The 21,211-nt window shown below is 57.4% G+C and carries 18 protein-coding genes; 11 read left to right on the top strand and 7 right to left on the bottom strand.

Annotation, left to right across the window (positions count from 1 at the left end):
* Positions 1 to 20: 20 nt before the first annotated feature.
* A complete protein-coding gene (locus ACR0L9_RS16685; protein ID WP_170817671.1) occupies positions 21 to 1,244 on the bottom strand; it encodes a cytochrome P450 in 1,224 nt (407 codons plus the stop codon).
* Between the two features lie 92 nt (positions 1,245 to 1,336).
* On the opposite strand from ACR0L9_RS16685, the gene ACR0L9_RS16680 reads away from it, so the two are divergent.
* On the top strand, positions 1,337 to 1,684 hold the full coding sequence (locus ACR0L9_RS16680; protein ID WP_480896166.1) for a TfoX/Sxy family protein: 348 nt from the start codon (positions 1,337 to 1,339) through the stop codon (positions 1,682 to 1,684).
* Here the strand turns inward: ACR0L9_RS16680 and rpiB are convergent.
* From rpiB to ACR0L9_RS16665, 3 genes are all read right to left on the bottom strand, one after another.
* A complete protein-coding gene (gene rpiB / locus ACR0L9_RS16675; RefSeq protein WP_480896165.1) occupies positions 1,681 to 2,130 on the bottom strand; it encodes a ribose 5-phosphate isomerase B in 450 nt (149 codons plus the stop codon). The genes ACR0L9_RS16680 and rpiB overlap by 4 nt on opposite strands.
* Positions 2,131 to 2,248: 118 nt before the next feature.
* Entirely contained in the window at positions 2,249 to 2,671 is a 423-nt protein-coding gene (ndk, locus tag ACR0L9_RS16670; RefSeq protein ID WP_008757405.1) for a nucleoside-diphosphate kinase, read from the bottom strand.
* A gap of 104 nt (positions 2,672 to 2,775) precedes the next feature.
* Complete coding sequence (locus ACR0L9_RS16665) at positions 2,776 to 3,978, bottom strand: multidrug effflux MFS transporter (protein WP_480896163.1); 1,203 nt, start codon at positions 3,976 to 3,978, stop codon at positions 2,776 to 2,778.
* 105 nt (positions 3,979 to 4,083) lie between these two features.
* Between ACR0L9_RS16665 and ACR0L9_RS16660 the strand changes: the two genes are divergently transcribed.
* From ACR0L9_RS16660 to ACR0L9_RS16630, 7 genes are all read left to right on the top strand, one after another.
* Positions 4,084 to 5,937, top strand: coding sequence for an ABC-F family ATP-binding cassette domain-containing protein (locus ACR0L9_RS16660; RefSeq protein WP_480896161.1), 1,854 nt, complete (start codon positions 4,084 to 4,086; stop codon positions 5,935 to 5,937).
* Positions 5,934 to 6,554, top strand: a complete 621-nt coding sequence (locus ACR0L9_RS16655) for a MarC family protein (RefSeq protein WP_170393323.1) — start codon at positions 5,934 to 5,936, stop codon at positions 6,552 to 6,554. Before ACR0L9_RS16660 ends, ACR0L9_RS16655 begins: the two co-directional genes overlap by 4 nt.
* 41 nt (positions 6,555 to 6,595) lie before the next feature.
* Positions 6,596 to 7,177: a TIGR02281 family clan AA aspartic protease gene (locus ACR0L9_RS16650; protein WP_170405245.1), complete on the top strand. Its 582-nt coding sequence runs from the start codon at positions 6,596 to 6,598 to the stop codon at positions 7,175 to 7,177.
* 49 nt (positions 7,178 to 7,226) lie between these two features.
* Positions 7,227 to 7,853, top strand: coding sequence for an ImuA family protein (locus tag ACR0L9_RS16645; RefSeq protein WP_480896159.1), 627 nt, complete (start codon positions 7,227 to 7,229; stop codon positions 7,851 to 7,853).
* Positions 7,854 to 7,896: 43 nt separating this feature from the next.
* A complete protein-coding gene (locus ACR0L9_RS16640) occupies positions 7,897 to 9,111 on the top strand; it encodes an MFS transporter (RefSeq protein ID WP_170635609.1) in 1,215 nt (404 codons plus the stop codon).
* Entirely contained in the window at positions 9,108 to 9,704 is a 597-nt protein-coding gene (locus ACR0L9_RS16635; RefSeq protein ID WP_170393327.1) for a YceI family protein, read from the top strand. The genes ACR0L9_RS16640 and ACR0L9_RS16635 overlap by 4 nt, the downstream gene beginning before the upstream one ends.
* Positions 9,705 to 9,784: 80 nt before the next feature.
* Complete coding sequence (locus ACR0L9_RS16630; protein ID WP_170421222.1) at positions 9,785 to 11,008, top strand: MFS transporter; 1,224 nt, start codon at positions 9,785 to 9,787, stop codon at positions 11,006 to 11,008.
* Positions 11,009 to 11,039: 31 nt separating this feature from the next.
* Here the strand turns inward: ACR0L9_RS16630 and ACR0L9_RS16625 are convergent, their stop codons facing one another.
* From ACR0L9_RS16625 to ACR0L9_RS16615, 3 genes are all read right to left on the bottom strand, one after another.
* The gene (locus ACR0L9_RS16625; protein WP_480896158.1) at positions 11,040 to 12,713 is read right to left on the bottom strand and encodes a flotillin family protein; all 1,674 of its coding nucleotides are present in this window, start codon (positions 12,711 to 12,713) and stop codon (positions 11,040 to 11,042) included.
* A 35-nt stretch (positions 12,714 to 12,748) separates the two neighbouring features.
* Positions 12,749 to 13,504: an OB-fold-containig protein gene (locus ACR0L9_RS16620; RefSeq protein WP_480896157.1), complete on the bottom strand. Its 756-nt coding sequence runs from the start codon at positions 13,502 to 13,504 to the stop codon at positions 12,749 to 12,751.
* Between the two features lie 167 nt (positions 13,505 to 13,671).
* Positions 13,672 to 14,598 carry a hypothetical protein gene (locus ACR0L9_RS16615; RefSeq protein WP_480896156.1) on the bottom strand — a complete coding sequence of 309 codons (927 nt, stop codon included), beginning with the start codon at positions 14,596 to 14,598 and terminating at the stop codon, positions 13,672 to 13,674.
* 210 nt (positions 14,599 to 14,808) lie between these two features.
* Between ACR0L9_RS16615 and metG the strand changes: the two genes are divergently transcribed.
* The 3 genes from metG (at position 14,809) to ACR0L9_RS16600 (ending at position 21,137) form a co-directional block, all read left to right on the top strand.
* A complete protein-coding gene (gene metG, locus ACR0L9_RS16610; protein WP_480896155.1) occupies positions 14,809 to 16,527 on the top strand; it encodes a methionine--tRNA ligase in 1,719 nt (572 codons plus the stop codon).
* Positions 16,528 to 16,818: 291 nt separating this feature from the next.
* Positions 16,819 to 18,000: an efflux RND transporter periplasmic adaptor subunit gene (locus ACR0L9_RS16605; RefSeq protein ID WP_480896154.1), complete on the top strand. Its 1,182-nt coding sequence runs from the start codon at positions 16,819 to 16,821 to the stop codon at positions 17,998 to 18,000.
* Positions 18,000 to 21,137 carry an efflux RND transporter permease subunit gene (locus ACR0L9_RS16600; RefSeq protein ID WP_480896152.1) on the top strand — a complete coding sequence of 1,046 codons (3,138 nt, stop codon included), beginning with the start codon at positions 18,000 to 18,002 and terminating at the stop codon, positions 21,135 to 21,137. Before ACR0L9_RS16605 ends, ACR0L9_RS16600 begins: the two co-directional genes overlap by 1 nt.
* Positions 21,138 to 21,211: the final 74 nt, after the last annotated feature.

The raw sequence follows: 21,211 nt of genomic DNA, 5'->3' as shown, positions 1-21,211 counted from the left end.
CTACTAGAGCGTTGATCTGATTACATAACTGCAGGCAACGACGCGTATCCGTGAAAACGAATGCGACCACCCTGCACCCGTTTTCCTTGAATCTGGTAATCGGGAAATCGCTTCAGCAATCGATCCAGTGCAACACGACCTTCAAGGCGCGCCAAAGTCAGGCCAACGCAGACATGCGGCCCGCCCGCGAAGGCCAGGTGCCTGTTCGGCTTGCGTGTGATGTCAAATCGGGTCGGGTCGGCGAACACCTCGGGATCACGGTTCGCTGCCCCGATACAGAGATGCAGGTTCGTTCCTTTGGCGATCTGATGTCCTCGGATTTCAACGTCCTCCGTGGTTTCCCGGTTGCCAAATTGGTTGGGTGACCGAAAGCGCAAGACCTCTTCAACCGCCGGAGCAATCAATTCGCCATCTTCCAACAGTCTTTGGCGTTGTTCTGGATAGTCATGAAGCAGCGCCAGCCCATTGCCGATCAAATTAGTGGTCGTTTCGTGACCCGCATTCAGGATAAAGATACAGTTTTGCAGAAGCTCAATCTCGCTCAGCATCTCGTCCGCGCCTTCGCCTCGGATCAGACGTGTCAGAACATCTGTTTCCGGATCTCCCGGATTTGCGCGACGACGGGCAACAAGATCCTGAAGATAGGTTTTGAATTCGCGAACAGCAGTGTGGCCCTTTTCCAGCTGAGCTTCTGTCAAAGCGGGTTCCAAAGCACCAAGGATGGCCAACGACCAATCGCGCAGAGGCGCGCGTTCGTTCATCGGTACATCCAGCAGATTGCCGATGATCTGGATCGGAATGGTCGAAGCAAAATCCGCGATCAGGTCAACCTGCCCCCTGCCCGCTATATCATCCAGCAGCGTATCAACGGTTTCGATCAGACCCGGCTCCATCCGCGCGATTGCCCGGGGCGTCAGGGCTGAGGTCATGATCTTGCGCACACGCGTGTGCAAAGGCGGGTCGGAGAACACCAATGAAGTTGTATGATGTTCGAATAACGGCGAGCCAACACCGAATTTAGGGCCAAACGCCGCCTCCTTATCCGAGGAATAAAGCGTCGTGTTGCGATAAATGGCATCCAGATCCGCATGGCGTGACAACAACACGGAACCGTCCGGCTGTCGCAATACTGGCGCATGCTCAAGCAGTGCATCGTAAAAGGGGAACGGGTCGTCGACAAACCCCTCGGGCGGGTTCATCAGGTCCAGATTTTGCGCGACATTCTCTAGGCTTAGATCGTTCATTCTTGACCCCTCCAATGCTTGGGTAGCGGAAAGGGAAGCCGCAAACAACCTTGAGCGGGTGACAGGCCGCTTCGGGCGGGATAAGACAAGGCATGTCTGATCCGATCTCCTCCATCCGCAATCTTGGCCCGGCATTCGAACAAGCCTGCGCACGAGCGGGCATTATGACAGCTCAGGAGTTGCGCGCGTTGGGAGCAGACGAGGCTTATTCGCGCCTATTGCAGGCCGGAACGCGCCCTCATTTCATCGGCTATTATGTGCTGGTCATGGGCTTGCAAGGCCGCCCTTGGAACGACTGCAAGGGCGAGGAAAAGAAAGCCCTGCGCGAACGATTTGACGCAATCAAAGCCGGAGTCAGCATAACGCCAAAGCATCAGATGATTGCCGATCTTGATGCTTTGGGCGTACGAATATCGGCCAAGGATCTGGCGGCAGACTAGGCTTCGAGCGCCCCGATCATGTCGACCCGCGTTGCGTGGCGACCACCTTCAAATTCGGATGTCAGAAAAGCAGCCGTGATTTCCAGTGCTTGCTTTTCATCGAGAATCCGCGCCCCTAGCGAGAGCATGTTTGCGTCATTGTGCTGACGGATCATCTGGGCCGAAAAGACATCACTGCAAACGCCACATCTGACGCCGTTGATTTTGTTCGCCGCCATCATGATACCCTGTCCGGTGCCACACAAGATGATACCAAAGCGACAGTCACCCGAAGCCACCAGGCGTGCGGCGGCGGCTCCGTGTTCGGGATAATGAGTGCTTTCCGATGTGGTCGGGCCGATATCTACGGCCTCCCAACCTTGGGCTTCAACGTAAGCAGAGATAGCCTGCCTGAGGTCGATTGCAGCGTGATCACTGGAAAGAACAATGCGTTTGTTTGTGCTCATGACGGCGTTTCGCTCCTGTCAACAATAGCAATGCGGACAAACACTCTTGAGCCCTGCCCTCATAAGAAAGGCCGCACCCGATATGGGGTACGGCCTAAAGCTGTGATCTGACGGCCGATTAGCCGACCAGTTCGATGCCCGAGAAGAAGTAGGCGATCTCAACCGCGGCAGTTTCCGGTGCGTCCGAACCGTGGACCGAGTTTTCACCGACCGATTCAGCGAACTCGGCGCGGATGGTGCCAGGTGCTGCGTCTGCAGGGTTGGTTGCGCCCATGACTTCGCGGTTCTTTGCAATGGCACCTTCGCCTTCGAGAACCTGAACAACAACAGGGGCCGACGACATGAATTCGCACAGTTCGTCATAGAACGGACGCTCGGCGTGCACGTCATAGAACTTGCCTGCTTGAGCTTTGGTCATGTGGATGCGCTTTTGCGCAACGATGCGCAGGCCAGCTTCTTCGAACTTGGCATTGATCTTGCCAGTCAGGTTGCGGCGGGTTGCATCGGGTTTGATGATCGAGAATGTGCGTTCCAGTGCCATATTGGCCTCTCCTTGACTTAAGGGCGCGACACCCGCGCCGAAATCCATCGCGCGCCGCGTAACATGGTATTTGTCTCATGAAAAGCGTTATGATCGTTTATCGCTCAGATCGCCTCAGGCAGTGGGTCGGTACGATCCAACCGGCGGACATAGAGCACTGCCAAAAGACCAGCAAAGCTGCTGCCGCACATCATGCTCAGCACCAGATATGGCCCGTTTTCAGGGCTTACAAACGTCCCGGTCATCATGGTCAAGACAGCCCCCAGTGCCACGATCAAGGCGCCTGATAATCCAGCCGCACTGCCGGCCAGTTTCGGACGTACCGACATCACCCCGGCCGAGGCATTTGCATTGGTCAAACCATTTCCGAAACCAACGCAGATGGCGGATCCAAAAAACACCCAGACCGAGCCCATATTGCCGATGAACAGCAGCAGCCCGCAAAATGGCCCAACCGAGGCCACGACCCGACCGAACAAGATCATTGTCGTCAGCTGGGTACGCTTTGCGATGCGCCCGGTAACAAAGTTGCCGACCATAAACCCGCCCGTGATGATACCGATGCCCAGACCCAGCATTGCTGGGCTCAGGTCGAACCAGGCTGCGGCGACCAGAGGCGCGCCGGTGATAAAACTAAAAAAACCGCCGATGGAGAACGCGGCGCATAAGGCGTAACCCCAGAACCTACGCGCGCGGAACAAATGCGGGTATTCCCGCATCTGCGCCGCGAAAGTCGACGAGCGGTTGGTGTTGGTTTCACCCATGTCAGCCCAAAGCAGCAACAGCACCCCTGCCCCAAGCAGCGAATACAGCACGAACCCGGCCCGCCAACCAAAAAGCATATCCAGCGCTCCACCTAGCATTGGCCCAAGCATCGGTGCCAGTGCCATGGCCATTGCGACATAACCCAGCTTGCTGGCGGCCTCGTTTGGTGGATATCGGTCGCGGATCGAAGCACTCGACAGCACCGGCCCGGCCACCACCGCCGCCTGAATCATCCGAAACGTCAAGAAAGCCCAGATCGACTCGGCCAACACGCAACCGATTGATGCGGCGACAAATATGACCATCGCGATCAACAAGACAGGTCTTCGCCCGTAGCGATCCGACAGCGGCCCGACGATCAACTGCAAGACCGCCGAGACAAATAGGTACCCTGCGACGGCCACGTTCATCAGGCCATAATCCACGTCGAAATCTTCGCTCATATGCGCCAGCGACGGCAGGAACATATTCAGTGTCAGAACCGAGAGCGCCGTTGCAAAGATCAGCGTTATCAGGGTCGGAGGAGATTGAGCCGCACGCATATCGAAACCGTTTGGAAGACGAACCGGAACAGCGCTAACACATTGCTTCTGGCTTGAACATGGTGACCTCTGGCGGCGTCTTGGATGCTCTGATAAGAGCGCCTCATGCTACGGATCGATAACATCACATACGCCGTTGAAGGCCGTCCTCTGTTCGACGGGGCCAGTGCGACCATTCCCGATGGCCACAAGGTCGGCCTTGTCGGGCGCAATGGTACCGGAAAGACGACGCTCTTTCGGTTGATCCGGGGCGAGCTGTCGCTGGAATCAGGCAATATATCCCTGCCAAAACGCGCGCGGATCGGGGGCGTGGCGCAGGAAGTGCCGTCCTCGGATGTCTCGCTGATCAACACGGTTCTGGCCGCGGATGTGGAACGCAGCACATTGATGGCTGAAGCAGACAGCGCAATAGATCCGGACCGAATTGCTGAAATCCAGACACGGCTGGCTGATATCGACGCATGGTCGGCTGAGGCTCGGGCAGCCTCAATTCTCAAAGGACTGGGCTTTGACGATGAGGATCAGCTGAAACCCTGTTCGGATTTCTCGGGCGGATGGCGCATGAGGGTAGCGCTGGCGGCCGTACTGTTTTTGCAGCCTGACCTGTTGCTGTTGGACGAACCGACCAACTATCTGGACCTTGAAGGTGCGTTGTGGCTTGAAAGCTATCTGGCCAAATACCCTCACACCGTCATCATCATCAGCCACGACCGGGGGTTGTTGAACCGCGCCGTCGGATCAATTCTGCATCTCGAAGATCGCAAACTGACTTATTACACGGTTCCCTACGACAAGTTTGCCGAACGTCGCGCTGAACGTCTGGCACAAGCAGAGTCGGAAAACGCCAAGGCCAAGGCCCGCATCGCACATCTGCAAAGTTTCGTGGATCGTTTCCGCTATAAGGCGTCAAAGGCCGTACAGGCACAGTCTCGTTTGAAGATGATCGAGCGCATCCAACTGGTTTCAACTCCGCAAGAGGCGGCTTTGCGCGCCTTTTCATTCCCCGAGCCAGAAGAACTGTCGCCACCGATCATTCAACTTGAAGGAGGGGTAACCGGTTATGGTGAGACCGAGGTTTTGCGACGACTGAACCTGCGCATTGATCAGGATGATCGCATCGCTCTGCTGGGCAAGAATGGTCAGGGCAAGTCAACCCTTTCAAAACTGCTATCTGACCGCCTACCCCTGATGGCGGGTAAAATGACCCGAAGCTCCAAGCTGCGCATCGGCTATTTCGCGCAGCATCAGGTAGATGAGCTGCATGTGGACGAAACACCATTGGATCACCTGCGCCGCCTACGCCCCAATGAGGCGCCCGGCAAGTGGCGCTCGCGTCTGGCGGGGTTCGGATTGAACGCGGATCAGGCAGAAACGCTGGTCGGTCGCCTGTCGGGCGGACAAAAGGCGCGCTTGTCGCTACTGATCGCTACCATCGACGCGCCGCATATGCTGATCCTTGACGAACCGACGAACCATCTGGACATCGAAAGCCGCGAAGCGTTGGTCGAGGCACTGACTGCCTATTCCGGCGCGGTCATCTTGGTCAGCCACGACATGCACCTACTGTCGCTTGTCGCTGATCGGCTATGGCTGGTCTCGGATGGCACCGTGAAGCCATTCGATGGCGATCTTGAGGCCTATCGCGCTCTTTTGCTGGCCCGCGAGAAACCGGTCAAAGATAAACTACAGGCGCCCAAACCCAAACGTGCGTCACGCGAGACCGTATTGGCCCTGCGTGCGGATCTGCGCAAATGCGAAGACCGGGTCGAGAAACTGACCAATATGCACGACAAGCTTTCTGCCAAGCTGGCGGATCCTGCGCTTTATGAAGATGACCGGATCAACGATCTGGAAACCTGGAACCGCAAATTCGCCGAGGTGGTCGAAGCCATGCAAAAGGCTGAAGCCCTATGGGTCGCCGCCGCAGAACGGTTGGAACAGGCAGAGAGCGCAGCATGATCGACATGGCCTTTTTCATAACGGCTTTCACCACGATGTTTGTGGTGATCGACCCTTTCGGAACCACGCCAATTTTCGTTGCCTTGACGCAGGACATGGATGCGGCCACACGCCGTAAGATTGCCATTCGTAGCTGCCTGACCGCGGTTTTCATCCTGATCGCCTTTGCCGCTTTTGGTGAAGCGGTTCTTGGATTCGTCGGCATCTCGATGGAAGCCTTCCGCGTTGCAGGTGGCGCGCTTTTGTTTCTGACTGCGCTGGACATGCTGTTCGACCGCCGTACCAAACGCCGCGAGGACCGCGCCGAGGAAGAAGATCATTCTGACCCTTCGGTGTTCCCTCTGGCCATACCCCTGATCGCGGGCCCTGGATCGATCGCAACAATCATTCTTTTGGCCGGACAAAACCCGGGCGTCCCTGGGATCGCAGCGGCCTGCGCTGTTATGCTTGCCGTCATGTTGGTTGTATTTGTGTTCTTTCTGGCCGGCGGCATGATCGCCCGTATTCTCGGTAAAACCGGGCTGAACGTGCTGACACGGCTGCTGGGTATGCTGCTGGCCGCACTGTCGGTTCAGTTCATTCTTGATGGCCTCAAAGCCTTTGGTTTCGCCTCGTGAAACACCATATTGGTATGAGAAAACTGATTTCGGGTGATTGAATGGACGGCTACGATATTGGGCGCTTGACCTATCTGGTTCTGCTGGGTGCGGCCCTGTTGATGTGGTTTATCACTCAGAACCGTCAGTCTTTGGGCAAAACCATGCAGCAGGTCGCGGCTTGGGTGTTTATCTTTATCGGTGTCATTGCCGTTGTCGGATTGTGGGATGACATCCGTTCAACCGTCAGCCCGACCCCGCAACTGACTGTGACCGATCAGCGGATTGAAGTGCCCCGCTCTTATGATGGACACTACTATTTACCAATGCTGGTGAATGGCACAGCGGTGACCTTTCTGGTCGATACCGGGGCCAGCAATATCGTCATCAGCCCGAAAGATGCCGAACGAATTGGAATCGATACGGATCAATTGAACTATCTCGGCCGCGCCTCGACGGCCAATGGCATTGTGCGTACAGCGCCGGTTCGGCTGGACAGCCTGTCTTTGGGCCCCATCACCGATCGCGATATCCTGGCCTCGGTCAATGAAGGCGATCTGGGTCAATCCTTGCTAGGGATGGCGTATCTGCACCGCTTTTCGAACATCCAGTTCGCAGATGGGCGTCTAATCCTGTCGCGTTGACCGCATTCCCCAATTGAGAACAAAATAAGAACATGCTAATTTGCTCAGCATGTCCACCAATCTTCTTGGCCGCAAGCCCGCGCGCACCCCACCCGGGGTGGCCCTGCACCCACAGATCAGTCTGCAACTGGCCCGTGTACACGAAGCCTGCGGCCCTGCCCGGCGTAGCTTTGCTCTGTGGGTGGCGGGGCAGACTCAAGGGCCAGTGATGTGGATTGCCCCGGCTTGGGAGGTGGCGCAGCTGCATCCCGAGGGCATGCTGCCTTTTGCCGATCCGTCCCGGTTTCTGCTGATCCGCCCTGACAAACCCGAAGACCTGTTGTGGTGCATGGAAGAAGCCTTGCGCAGCGGTGCCGCCCCGTTGGTCATTGGCGATTTGCCCGGCCCGCCGGGTCTGACCCCGGTCCGGCGAATGCATCTGGCTGCCGAACAGGGCGGCATATCGGGACAGGCCCCGCTGGGGCTATTGCTGACGCCTGACGATGGTGGCGCACAGGGGATTGAGACGCGCTGGCATATGGTGCCCACCTATCGGCACGAGGCCTGCAGTTGGTGTCTGACCCGCCGCCGCGCCCGCGCCCTGCCCCCGGCCAGTTGGCACGTGACGCGGGCCGCTCCTCATTCCGGACTGCAGCTAAAGCAGATCAAATCCGAAGACGCCCCGATGATCACATAACTTGTGACTGGCCAAAACCGGACTTGCCCCCTAGCGTGCCGGCATGACACACCCGATCCATGACAGCCGATATTCCTGGCTTCGCCTGCTGATCACTCTGGCCATCGCAACCGTGGTCAATGTGGGCATGTGGGCTGTGATCGTCGTCATGCCCGCCATCGAGACCGAGTTTGGCGCAGACCGAGCCGCGGCGTCGATGCCCTATACGCTCGCCATGATCGGCTTTGCCTTCGGCAACATGTGGCTAGGCAAGCTGGTGGACCGACTGGGCGTGACAATGGCGTTGATCGGCGCCGCTGTGCTGAGCGCGGTAAGCTATCTGCTGGCAACCCTTGCGCCGAATATTGCGCTGCTGTCGGTTGCGCATCTTCTGCTGGGGCTCGGCACGTCAATCGGATTTGGACCGCTGATCGCCGATATCTCGCATTGGTTCATGCGCAGGCGAGGGATTGCCGTGGCACTGGTGGCCAGTGGCAACTACCTGTCGGGCGCGATCTGGCCCACGCTGCTGTCGGGCATTCTGCAGCGCGACGGGTGGCAGCAGGTTTATCTGAGTCTCGCCGTCATCACCCTGGTCGCCGTCATTCCTCTGTCCCTGCTTTTGCGCAGACAGGTCCCCGTCGAGGCGCATGGCACGGCAGCAGCGGCAGCACAGGTCAAAGCACAAAGCGTCGGCTTTTCACCCCGCGCCCTGCAGTACATCCTCGGGCTGGCTGGTATCGGCTGCTGCGTGGCCATGTCGATGCCCCAGGTCCATATTGTCTCCTATTGTGTGGGCTTGGGCTATGGCCCGGCCGTTGGTGCCGAGATGCTGTCTCTGATGCTGTTGGGCGGCGTGGTTAGCCGCATCATCTCGGGGCTTGTCGCGGACCGGTTGGGAGGGCTTTCAACACTGCTGATCGGCTCGGTCCTACAATGTATCGCACTGTTCCTGTTTCTCCCTTATGATGGGATGGTTTCGCTTTATGTCGTCAGCATGCTATTCGGGCTGGCCCAGGGTGGTATCGTCCCCAGCTACGCGCTGATTGTACGCGAATATATGCCCCCGCAAGAGGCCGGTGCGCGCGTGGGTTTTGTCATGATGATGACTATCCTCGGCATGGCTCTGGGTGGTTGGATGTCGGGCTGGATCTATGACGTGACTGGCAGTTATCAGCTTGCTTTCATCAATGGCATCCTTTGGAACGGGCTGAACATCGCAATCGTGCTGATGCTCATGAAACGCTCGCGCCCGCGCGGTCGCACGGCAATGGCATGAGGAACCTTACCCGACGCAGCCTGATTGCAAGCCTTTGCGCGTTACCAATGGCACGGGCAGCGATGGCCGCCCTCACCCCATATGCGCTGGCAGCTTCGCGCAGTTCCGTTGGCTTCACCTATGATTTGTCCGGCGCGCTTCAGACGGGCACGATACCAGTACAGTCGGCCCAAATTCTGATTGATACCAATCGCTTGCAAAACAGCCGGGTCGATGTCGTGCTGGACGTGGCCCGGGCGCGGACGAACCTACCATTTGCCCGAGGTCCGATGTTGGGAAAAAGTGTGTTGAACGCTGCCCAATACCCCACCATCCGTTTCATCACGACTAAGATTCAGCTGGGACCCACTGGCCGTATCTCGGAAGGTGCAACCGTGACCGGCGATCTGACAGTGCGCGGTATCACGCGTCCGGTGACTTTGAGCGCCAATCTGTATCGGAGACCGGGAAGCGCGGTGGATGATTTGGACACCCTGTCCATCCGGCTAGAGGGGGCGATCAATCGAAATGAGTTTGGCGCGTCTGGATATCCTGATCTTGTACAACCCACGATCGGCCTGGACATCCACGCCGAAATCATCCGGCAGGATTAACCACAAAAAGGCAAAAAACGACGTCAGGGCGTCGATTAGGCGCGCGCATTTCGTGGCGACAAGGTCAAGTTGCACCTATCATGCGTACGATCATTTCATTTGCCGCCCTCTTTCTTTCGGTCATTCTGCTGCAGCTCTCAACGGGCGGTGTTGGTCCGCTGGATGCAATCTCGGGGCTGACGCTTGATTTTTCGACCGAACAGATCGGTCTGCTGGGGTCATCGCACTTCATTGGGTTCTTTGTTGGTTGCTGGTGGGCTCCGCGGCTCATGGGCAGCGTCGGGCACTCGCGCGCATTTGCGGTCTGCACCGCTTTGGGCGCGATGGGGTTGCTGGGGCATACGCTGACTGAAAACCCTTATGTCTGGGCCGCGCTGCGTATCGCGTCGGGAACCTGTGTCGCTGGGTGTTACACCGTGATCGAGGCTTGGCTGAACGCCAAGGTCACCAACGAAACCCGTGGCCGCGCGATGGGCACCTACCGTATCGCCGATATGGGGGCCTCGCTTTGTGCACAGCTTATCATTGCTGTTCTGCCACCCGCCTCTTACGTTTCATACAACCTGCTTGCGATCCTATGCTGTGCATCGATCTTGCCGCTGGCCCTAACTCGCGCCAGCCAACCCAAGACACCGGACACCCCGCGCCTGCGTCCCAAGCTGGCCTGGCACAGCTCACCACTGGCTGTGGCGGGCGTTATCGTGGCTGCGCTTAGCTCGGCATCATTTCGCATGGTCGGCCCGGTATACGGTCAGGAGGTCGGATTGGGCGTAGATCAGATTGCCTTCTTTCTGGCCTCTTTCGTTCTGGGCGGCGCACTGGCCCAGTACCCCTTGGGTTGGCTCGCAGACAAGTATGATCGACGCTGGGTGCTGATCTGGCTATCCGTGGCAGCGGTGCTAAGCTGCGGTGTCACGATGTTGGCTAGCGGAACTGGAACGGTCGGCGTTATGCTGGCCGCCGGGTTCTTTGGCCTGACCACGTTTCCGATTTTCTCGGTTTCCTCGGCCCATGCGAATGATTTTGCGACGACCGAACAACGCGTTGAATTGGCAGCGGCCTTGATGTTCTGGTACGCGCTGGGGGCGATTGCATCGCCCTACATCTCATCCACGTTGATCCAGCAATTCGGCCCCGGAGCCCTGTTTGCTTTTGTTGCATTGGGTCATGTGTTTCTTATTGTCTTTGGCCTCGCCCGTATGCGTTCGCGCCCGACGCCCGAGAAAAGGACGAATTATGTCTATGCACCGCGCACATCCTTTACCATCGGCAGGCTGCTCAAGGGTTCTCGCGAAAAGCAATGAAAAAGGGCCGGGAAATCCCGGCCCTTCTGTTTTACTGCTGGACCGCTGGCCCGTGGTCCTCGACCGCGTCGACCACCTCATCTGGGTCCCCGGTGCTCTCAAGCGCACCGTTCACCACGCCCCCGACGCCGTTCTCCATGGAAAAGCCAAGCTCTTCGCCCAGTTTCTTGAGCGCTGGCATCTGCACGGCCATTCCCATGATCGAATCCAACGCCTGATTGACAACCGGCTTTTCACCGCTTGAAACACCACCACCATTGGCAGCTCCGATCCCACCAACCTGATGGATTTTGATCGAGTCGATTTTTTCGGCCGGTTTGACCATTTCCGAGATGATCGAGGGCATGGTTTCAATGCGGGTCAAGTCGACCTTCATCCGAATCTGCTCAGGTGACAGGGCATTGTCGGCCTCTACGATCGCACGCTTACCTTCCGCCTCGGCCAGCATGTCGTTCTTCTTGGCCTCGGCGCGAATGTTCAGCGCGTCTGCTTCGGCCTGCGCTTCCTCGCGGCGGGCTTCGGCGCGGTCTGCGGCGGCCTCTTTCTCGGCCTGTGCTGACAAACGGATCGCGGTGGCCTGACGTTCGGCCTCACGGGTGGCTTCAATCAGAACAATCTGCTTCTGGCGCTCGGCCTCGGCCACTTCGCGCGCCGTAGCCACGGCTTCGGTTGCTTTGGTCGCCTCGGCTCGAGCCAGATCGGCGGATGCGCGCGCGCGGCTTTCCTCTTCGGATTTCTGCGCGATGATGATCTGGCGTTCCTGTTCCGCGACTTCGATCTCACGCTCTTTGGCGATCTCGGCATCGCGGATCTTGCGCTCGCGCTCAATCTCGGCGGAACGAATGGCCTCTTCACGGGCAATCCGGGCGCGTTCGGTTTCGCGTACCGAGTCTTCAGTTCGCGCAGCGATCTCCGCCTCTTGCGCCACACGAAGAGTTTCCACCTTCTGCGCCTGCTCGATGCGCGCCTGCTGTTCGTCCTGTTCGATCAGCAACTTCTGACGCTCCGCTTCCATCGCCGCACGACGCACCTCAACCTCGGCCTCGGCGTCGATCTGCGCGCGTTCTTTCTTGGATATGGCAATCACCTCGGCCAGCTTGCGCATACCCACGGCGTTAAAGGCGTTGTTCTCGTCCAGCGCTTCAAACGGCGTCTGGTCGAGCGCAGTCAGCGAGACGGATTCCAGCGACAAACCGTTCTTCAGCAAGTCTTCGGACACCGCATTCTGCACCTCTTGCACAAAGTCGGCGCGGTTTTCATGAAGACCATCCATGGTCATCTGAGCGGCCACGGCACGCAGACCGTCGATCAGCTTGCCTTCGATCATCTCACGCAGTTGCTCGACGTCAAAGGTGCGATCACCCAGCGTTTGCGCGGCGCGTGCGATGCCCTCTTCAGTCGCCATCACCGAGACGTAGAATTCGACACCCACGTCGACACGCATCCGGTCTTTGGTGATGAGCGCGGCCTCACCGCTGCGCTGCACCTCAAGGCGCAGAGTCTTCATGTTGACCGGGCTGACTTCGTGCAGCAACGGTACGATGATGACGCCGCCATCCATGATGACCTTTTTGCCACCCGCGCCGGTTTTCACCAGGCTGATCTCGCGCGTGGCGCGTCGATAAAGGCGGCCAAGTACAAGGCCTATGAACAAGAGTACGGCTAAAATAGTCACAACTGTAACGGCCAGGAATGATAGTTCCATGCAATATCCTCCGGATTGGGGTTAAGATTTTTTGGTTAAACTGACATGCGAACCAGAACGAACCGGTCGCGCCGTCGATCACGCAGAACAAGGACTTCTGTTCCCTGCTCCAGCGCATCTTTGTCCTGCAACGGCTCTGCGCGCAGGTAGTGCGTGTTGCCAAAGCGATCCATGACGCGGACTTCGGCTGGACGGCCTCGCGATGCGATACCCTGAGTGATCACACCACGGCGGCGGGCCAGCATCCGTTCCGACATCGCTTCGGTTTCGGTTTTGGGCAGGAGGCGAGCGAAGACACCACCAAAGCCACGTGCGAACCATAGGCCGAACACTCCGGCCGGAATCGCGGGCAACCATGCAGGTAAGTCAAAGCCCAGCAGATCACGCAGCGCCAGTTGCAGGCCTATGCCACTCAGGCCGAAACCAGCCAGCAGCACAACGAGCCAAATCATGAATGGCATCTTGCCAATGCCCAACCAGCCAAACGGGCCGACGGGCGTAGCCGCAGGCACATCGGTTTCAATTTCGGCCAGTTCCAAGTCACCCAGATCGATGTCGGCGTCGATATCCAGATCAAAGTCGGCGATGTCCAGATCGGGCGCGCCGACCATGTCCAGATCAACCTCGCCCTCGCCTGCCAGAAGACTTCCCCCGAAAACCAATGCGATCAGTTCAAGGCCCAGAAGACCGAACAGAAGCGCAAGCGCCAAGGTAAAGGGCACAAATGCGCCCTCTAGTAAAAAGTCAAACATCAGCAGATTGCCCTCGTTATTGTATACTTTTGTATACATTTTAAATGGGAAGTCATTGCTACAATTTCAAGAGGTTGTGATTCTGTGTTTCAACCTGAGGTTATTTAAATTCAAATATCTGGTACAATCTGCAACCATGACATTAAGCTCAATTTCTTTCGCCCGTGCGAAACGTATCACCTGTTCACACCTGCTGGAGTAATTCTCTAATCGGTGGGCTTTGGCGGTGGTGCCGGGATCATTTCATCCAGGATCGATCCCGCCTCATATCCCAGCAGGTCAACCCGCATCCGTTCAGGGTCCCCGAACACCCATGCACCAACATGCCTCTGCATTCGAACGTATCCGGCGTATCCGGCCAACGCGTCGTTCCCGTGTGCGTTCTCAGCGAACAGAATCTGCCCGGCAGCAACCTTTTCCGGCATCACGCGCTGTAGGTACAGTAGCACGACATTGACGTCTTTGACGCTGGAGCCGCCGTGATGCACGACATACATCTTGGTCCACTCCTCTTCGCTTATGGCTGCGCGTGCGTCGGACACGGCGGAATGAAGTGCGTTCAACTCCGCACGTGCAGATTTCTCCATATTCTCTGCCCAGATGGGCCGCATGTCGTTGATCACCTGCGAAACCGCTTCACGTGTGATCTGATCCTTGTCGAGTGCACCTTGAGCAAATGCCCGGGCTGTTTCGAGCATTTTGCGCTGGCTCGCCAAGTCGCCCTCGGTCATGCCCAGTTCGCCCAATGTCGCAAGAAATACATCTATCTCATTGATGATAATTGCAAACTCCGCCTTCCAGCGCTCATCATCGGTATTATCATCAGGCCATGGAGTCACCGCCCCGATCAATCCCAACACAACATGCGACGTGGACTTCAGATGTTGATAGGTTGGCGCATCCCTTGGATAGCTCGCCTCTCCGTCTTCGGTCATGACTGTGACATCACGTGCGATAATCATGACGGGCCGGGTTTCAGCCGTCAGCGCATCCTGGCCACGGTGAAAGATCGAGAGCATAGCGTGGTCAAAAGCATGCACCGGATCATCTGTGGCGCTCTGGTCGGCGATGGCGCTGGCGGTAAATACAATAGCTGCAACGGCGGCACAGCAGCCCATCCATAAACTCTGCATAATGAAATTCCCCCTAAGCTGGGTTCTCCTGATCATCATACACCATTGGTACACACGGGGCGAAATCGCTGACGAACGCGACACAAACTCCCGGGAATGCACGAAGTCGCGTAGTAATACCCGTTAAATTCAAGCGTGTATGAATGCGGGCTTTTGCTTACTGGCCACATAAGGTAGACGAGCGCGCAGACAGATACGTGGAAGCGCATTATGGCCCGAATTCTCATCACCTCGGCGATCCCTTACATCAACGGGATCAAACATCTCGGCAACCTGATCGGCTCGCAATTGCCTGCCGATCTGTACGCTCGCTATCAGCGCGGCCGGGGCAATGAGGTCATGTTCCTGTGTGCAACCGACGAGCACGGCACCCCGGCCGAGCTGGCCGCCGCCAAAGCGGGCAAACCGGTGGCTGAATATTGCGCTGACATGTACGCAGTACAGGCCGATATTGCCAAGCGCTTTGGCCTGAGCTTTGATCACTTTGGCCGCTCGTCCAGCGATCAGAACCGTAAACTGACCCAGCATTTCGCTGGCAAACTGGATGAGGCCGGGCTGATCCGGGAAGTCAGCGAAAAGCAGGTTTATTCCAACGCCGATGGCCGTTTTCTACCCGACCGCTATATCGAAGGCACCTGCCCCAATTGCGGCTATGATCGCGCACGCGGCGACCAGTGCGAAAATTGTACCAAGCAGCTAGACCCGACCGACCTGATCGAGCCCCGCAGCGCGATCAGCGGCTCGACCGATCTTGAGGTGCGTGAGACCAAGCACCTGTATTTGCGTCAATCCGCAATGAAAGATCAGTTGGACGCGTGGATCGACAGCAAGACAGACTGGCCGATCCTGACAACCTCGATCGCCAAGAAATGGTTGCATGATGGCGACGGCCTGCAGGATCGCGGCATTACCCGCGATCTGGATTGGGGTGTACCAGTCAAGAAAGGTGATCAAGATTGGCCCGGCATGGAAGGCAAAGTCTTCTATGTCTGGTTCGATGCCCCCATTGAATACATCGCCTGCGCCAAGGAATGGGCCGACGCCAATGGTAAGTCTGATGCCGATTGGGAACGTTGGTGGCGCACCGACAAAGGCGCAGAAGATGTGCGTTACGTTCAGTTCATGGGCAAGGACAATGTGCCCTTCCACACCCTGTCTTTCCCGGCCACCATTCTGGGATCGGGCGAGCCCTGGAAGATGGTCGACCACCTGAAATCGTTCAACTACCTGAACTATGATGGCGGCCAGTTCTCGACCTCGCAGGGTCGTGGCGTGTTTATGGATCAGGCGCTGGACATTCTGCCCGCCGATTACTGGCGCTGGTGGTTGCTAAGCCATGCGCCAGAAAGCAGCGACAGCGAGTTCACATGGGAGAACTTCCAGCAGTCGGTGAACAAAGATCTTGCGGATGTTCTGGGTAACTTTGTCAGCCGGATCACTAAGTTCTGCCGCTCGAAATTCGGTGAAGCAGTGCCCGAAGGTGGTGCGTATGGCGAACGTGAACAGACCCTGATTGCTGAGCTTAATAGCCGAGTACGTGCCTACGAAGGCCACATGGAAGCGATGGAAGTGCGCAAATCCGCGCAAGAGCTGCGAGCGATCTGGGTCGCGGGCAACGAGTATCTGCAGGCTGCCGCACCATGGTCTACCTTTAAGGAAGATCCTGTGCAGGCTGCGGCGCAGGTGCGGCTGGGGCTGAACCTGATCCGCCTCTATGCAGTTCTGAGCGCGCCGTTCATTCCCGATGCGTCTGCAAAAATGCTTAGTGCGATGAACACACTCAATACCAGCTGGCCCGAAGATATCGATGCCGCGCTGTGCGCCCTGCCCGCTGGCCATGAATTTTCGGTTCCCGACGTGCTGTTTGCCAAAATCACGGACGAACAGCGCGAAGACTGGCAGAATCGGTTTGCGGGAACGCGTGAATAACAACAAAATTCGATTTATGAATGCCGCAGCGGAGCCCTGAAGCCTCTCCGCTGCTGGTTTTTGGCAGAGAAAATTCGCCCGCCCCTATTGTCATCGGGCAGGTAAACGCCTGCGGATGCAGGCTAAGTCTGCAGACTGGAAAGAAATTTCGGGTCGATTCTTGCCAACGCATTACCTCAACACGCTTGAGAAACTGCGTCAAACCCGCCATCCTGCCTATAAAATCAATCGACTCATCCGGGGGTTTCTGTTGCCCGGTTGTGCAATCTTTACTTTGAACGAGGCGCCAACATGTCCCTTGCATTTAAGAAGCCAGCACTCCGCCCACGCGGCTATTTCAGGGCACTAGGCGTTTCTGCCGCTTTGTTTGCATGTTCCAGCCTGCCTCAGATAGCGGTCGCGCAGGATCAGGGTGATGCCCCTGCGCCCAAGGTGTCGATCGCCGCAGCTTATACCGAAGAGATCACCGATCAGGCCACCTTCATTGGACGGGCCGAGGCAATCGACAAGGTCGATATTATCGCGCGCGTCAGTGGTTTCCTGGACAGCCAGAACGTCGACGATGGCTCTCCGGTGAATGAGGATGACCTGCTATTCACGATCGAACCTGATCTTTACGAAGCCACGCTTGAGGCGCGTAAAGCCGATCTGGATCGGGCGGAGGCAAACCTTGAACTGGCCAAAGTCGATCTCGCCCGCAAGGAAGAGCTGTACAAGCGCGACGCTACACCGGAATCAGAACGTGACATTGCCCGAGCCAATGAACTGGTCGCCGAGGCCGAGGTCAAAGCCGCCAATGCAGCGATCCAACAGGCCGAGCTTGATCTGAGCTACACACAGATCCACGCCCCGTTTTCGGGCCGCATCGGCCGCGTGGAAACCAGTGTCGGTGATGTTGTGGGCCCCAACAATCCGCCGCTTGTCACCCTGGTCAGCGAAGCCCCCATCTATGTGAATTTTTCGTTGAATGAAAAGCAGTTCACGTCGGTTCTTGAACAATTTGGTGAAGACCCGGCCACGCTAGCTGAAAGCAGCCAAAGCCCGAATGTTCATGTGACTCTGCCGAACGGTACTGAGCTGGATGAAACCGGCGAAATCATTTTTGTCGACAACCGCATTGACCCGCTGACCGGCGCCATTACGATCACGGCTCAATTCGACAATGCCAAGCGTCTGCTCGTTGATGGTGCCTTCGTGAACGTTCAGATCGAAGCGCTTGAGCCGACGCTGCAGGTATTGATCCCTCAAGCAGCGCTGCAGCGTGATCAGCGCGGCGAATTCGTTCTGGTCGTCAATGACAAGCAGATGGTTGAACAGCGCTACATCACAACCGGAGATACCGTGGACTCGGCGATTATCGTCACAGATGGCCTGCGCGAAGGCGAAAGCGTCATCGTCGAAGGCCTGCAACGCGTGCGCCCCGGCGTCGCCGTTGATGCAGTCGTTGCGTCCGAGCAGCCGGAGAATAACTGATGTTCTCAGCCCTGTTTATCAGCCGGCCCAAGCTGGCGCTTGTCATTTCGCTGGTCCTGACCATTTTGGGCGGGATCGGTTATCTGGTTCTACCGGTTGCGCAGTTTCCCGATATCACGCCGCCGGTGGTCAGCGTAACGGCCACCTATACAGGTGCAAATGCCGAAACCGTGGAAAACACCGTGGCCGCCCCGATCGAGGCGCAGGTCAACGGTGTGGACGACATGATCTACATGACGTCGACCTCATCGGATAACGGCTCGTATTCGTTGAACGTTACGTTCGAGGTGGGCACCGATCCCGATATCGCCTCGGTAAACGTGCAAAACCGCGTGGCACAGGCGATGGCATCGCTGCCGTCCGAGGTGACCTCATCGGGGGTTGTCACGCAAAAAGCGTCAACCAACATGTTGTTGCTGGTCACGCTGACCTCGCCCAATGGCACATATGACAGTGTGTTCCTGTCGAACTATGCCTCAATCAACTTGAAAGACGCTCTGGCGCGGGTTCAGGGCGTGGGTAAAGCGGATGTTCTGACCAATCTGGAATACGCCATGCGCATCTGGATGGATCCGGACAAGATGGCCGCGCTGTCAATCACTCCGGGTGATGTGATCAATGCCATCCGCGAACAGAATATCGAAGTCTCTGCGGGCTCAATCGGGTCGCCTCCTGTGCCTGAAGGACAAACCTTTCAGTACACGATCAAGACCAAAGGCCGCCTGACCTCGGCCGATGAATTCGGAGATATTGTAATCCGTACAGGCGAAGCCGGTGCGATTGTGCGCGTCAAAGACATTGCGCGGGTTGAATTGGGGGCGCAGTTCTATTCCGCCTCGGGCTATTTCGAAAGCGTTCCTGCGACCGTTATCGGCATCTATCAGGCCCCCGGCGCAAACGCCCTTGCGGTGTCCGAACGCGTTGAGGCCGAACTTGAGCGCCTGTCACGGTCCTTTCCCACAGATGTCGAATACGATGTTCCATTCAATACGACCGATTTCGTGGAACAGTCGCTCAATGACGTGGTCTCGACCCTCATCCTGACATTCATATTGGTGATCACAGTTGTGTTCATCTTCCTTGGCAGTTGGCGGGCGACGATCATTCCTGCGGTGGCAATTCCGGTCTCATTGATCGGGACATTTGCATTCTTGCTGGCTTTTGGCATGTCGCTGAACACAATCTCTCTGTTCGCGCTTGTGCTGGCCATCGGGATCGTTGTGGATGACGCGATCGTTGTGGTGGAAAACGTCGAACGTATAATCGCCGATGAAGGCCTGCCTCCTGCCGAAGCGACCCGCAAGGCCATGGGCCAGATCACCGGGCCCGTGATCGCGACCACCCTAGTGCTACTGGCCGTCTTCGTGCCGGTGACCTTCATGCCCGGCATATCCGGACGATTGTATTCCCAGTTTGCCGTTACAATCTCGACCGCTGTTGTGATCTCATCGATCAACGCTTTGACCCTTTCACCGGCCTTGTGCGGGCTTGTGCTACAGGCGCGCTCGGGGCCGCCAAAAGGGTTGCTGGCCGTGTTCGAGAAATTTATCGGCGGAATGCGCAGCGGCTATGTCGCCATCGTGCGAAAGCTACTGATCCTGCCGGTCATTTCGCTGGGGATCATTGCGGCATTCGCAGCAGGCACCGGGACCATTATGGGCAACACGTCCAAAGGGTTCATTCCGCTGGAAGACAACGGATATCTGTTCGTCGATATCCAGCTTCCCGATGCGGCGACGCTTGAACGGACCGAGGCGGTTTCTGCGCGGATCGATGAACAGATTCAACAGATCTCCGGCGTATCCAGTACCGTTCTGGTCAATGGGTTCTCGCTGTTGAACGGGACCACTACCAATGGCGCAGCCATCTTTGTCAACCTGACCAACTGGGAAGAGCGGCAGGAACCCGAGCTCAGTGCGGATGCGATCCTGAACCAGGTTCTGGCGATTGCATATGGTGAATCTGCCGCATCGATTGTTGCGTTCAACCCGCCACCCATTCAGGGCCTTGGTATGTCTGCAGGGGTTGAAATGGAAGTGCAGCAGACCGGTGGCGGCTCGCCGCAGGATCTGGCCTCGGCCGTTGGGTCGTATGTCTATGCCGCAAACCAGCGTCCTGAGATCGCGCAGGCCTACACCACCTTCCGCGCGAACGTGCCGCAATTGTTTGTCGATCTGGATCGGGAAAAGGCCAAAACCCTGCAAGTCTCGGTGGCCGAGATTTTCCAGACCATGCAAGCGCAGCTTGGCTCGTATTACGTAAATGACTTCAACCTGTTTGGTCGTGTCTACCGCGTGATGATCCAGGCCGAAGGCTCGTACCGGAATAAAGTCGACGATATCTCAGAGCTATACGTGCGTTCCAACAAGGGTGAGATGGTACCGCTGGGCACGCTGATCGATATCGAGAACGTGCTGGGTCCGGTCCTGCTGAAGCGGCATAACCTGTTCCGCTCGGCCACTGTGACAGCGGTTCCGGCACCGGGGCTCTCCACCGGGGACGCCATCAATGTCATGACCGAGGAGTCGGCGACCGCCCTGCCCCCCGGCTATGCCTACGAATGGACCGGAACGGCGCAGCAGCAGCTGGCCTCGGGCGGTCTGGTCGTGGTGATCCTTGGGTTGGCGATCCTGTTTGGGTACCTGTTCCTTGTCGGCCAATATGAAAGTTGGACGATGCCCGTTTCGATCCTAATGTCGGTGACCGTGGCCTTGTTCGGTGCCGTCGCAGCGGTGGCGATCGTTGGCAGCGACATCAACCTCTACACGCAGATCGGGATGATCATGCTTGTCGGGCTTGCGTCAAAGAACGGGATTCTGATCGTCGAATTCGCGATGGAGCAAAGGGCCAAGGGGCTGTCAATCAAGGAGGCCGCGGCCGAAGCCGCATATCAGCGTTTCCGCGCTGTGATGATGACCGCCCTGTCCTTCCTTTTGGGCGTGGTTCCCCTGCTGGCCGCGAACGGGGCCGGAGCTGCCAGCCAGAAGGCCATCGGCGTCGCCGTGTTCGGCGGCATGCTGGCTGCGACGCTGTTCGGGGTGATTCTGGTTCCCGTGCTCTACGCCGTGATGCAGAGCCTGCGCGAGTGGGTCAAAGGCAGCAAGAACGATCCGGAACCGTCAGAGGAAGCTGCGTAGGGCCGGCATTGAAATCGAAATACGCCCCGCACATCTGCGGGGCGTTTCTTTTTTTTGCACGGATCAACCGATCC

The sequence above is a fragment of the Ruegeria sp. I3 genome (assembly GCF_056532525.1).
The sequence above is the reverse complement of the archived record's forward strand: the minus strand, read 5'-3'. Positions and strand labels throughout refer to the sequence as shown.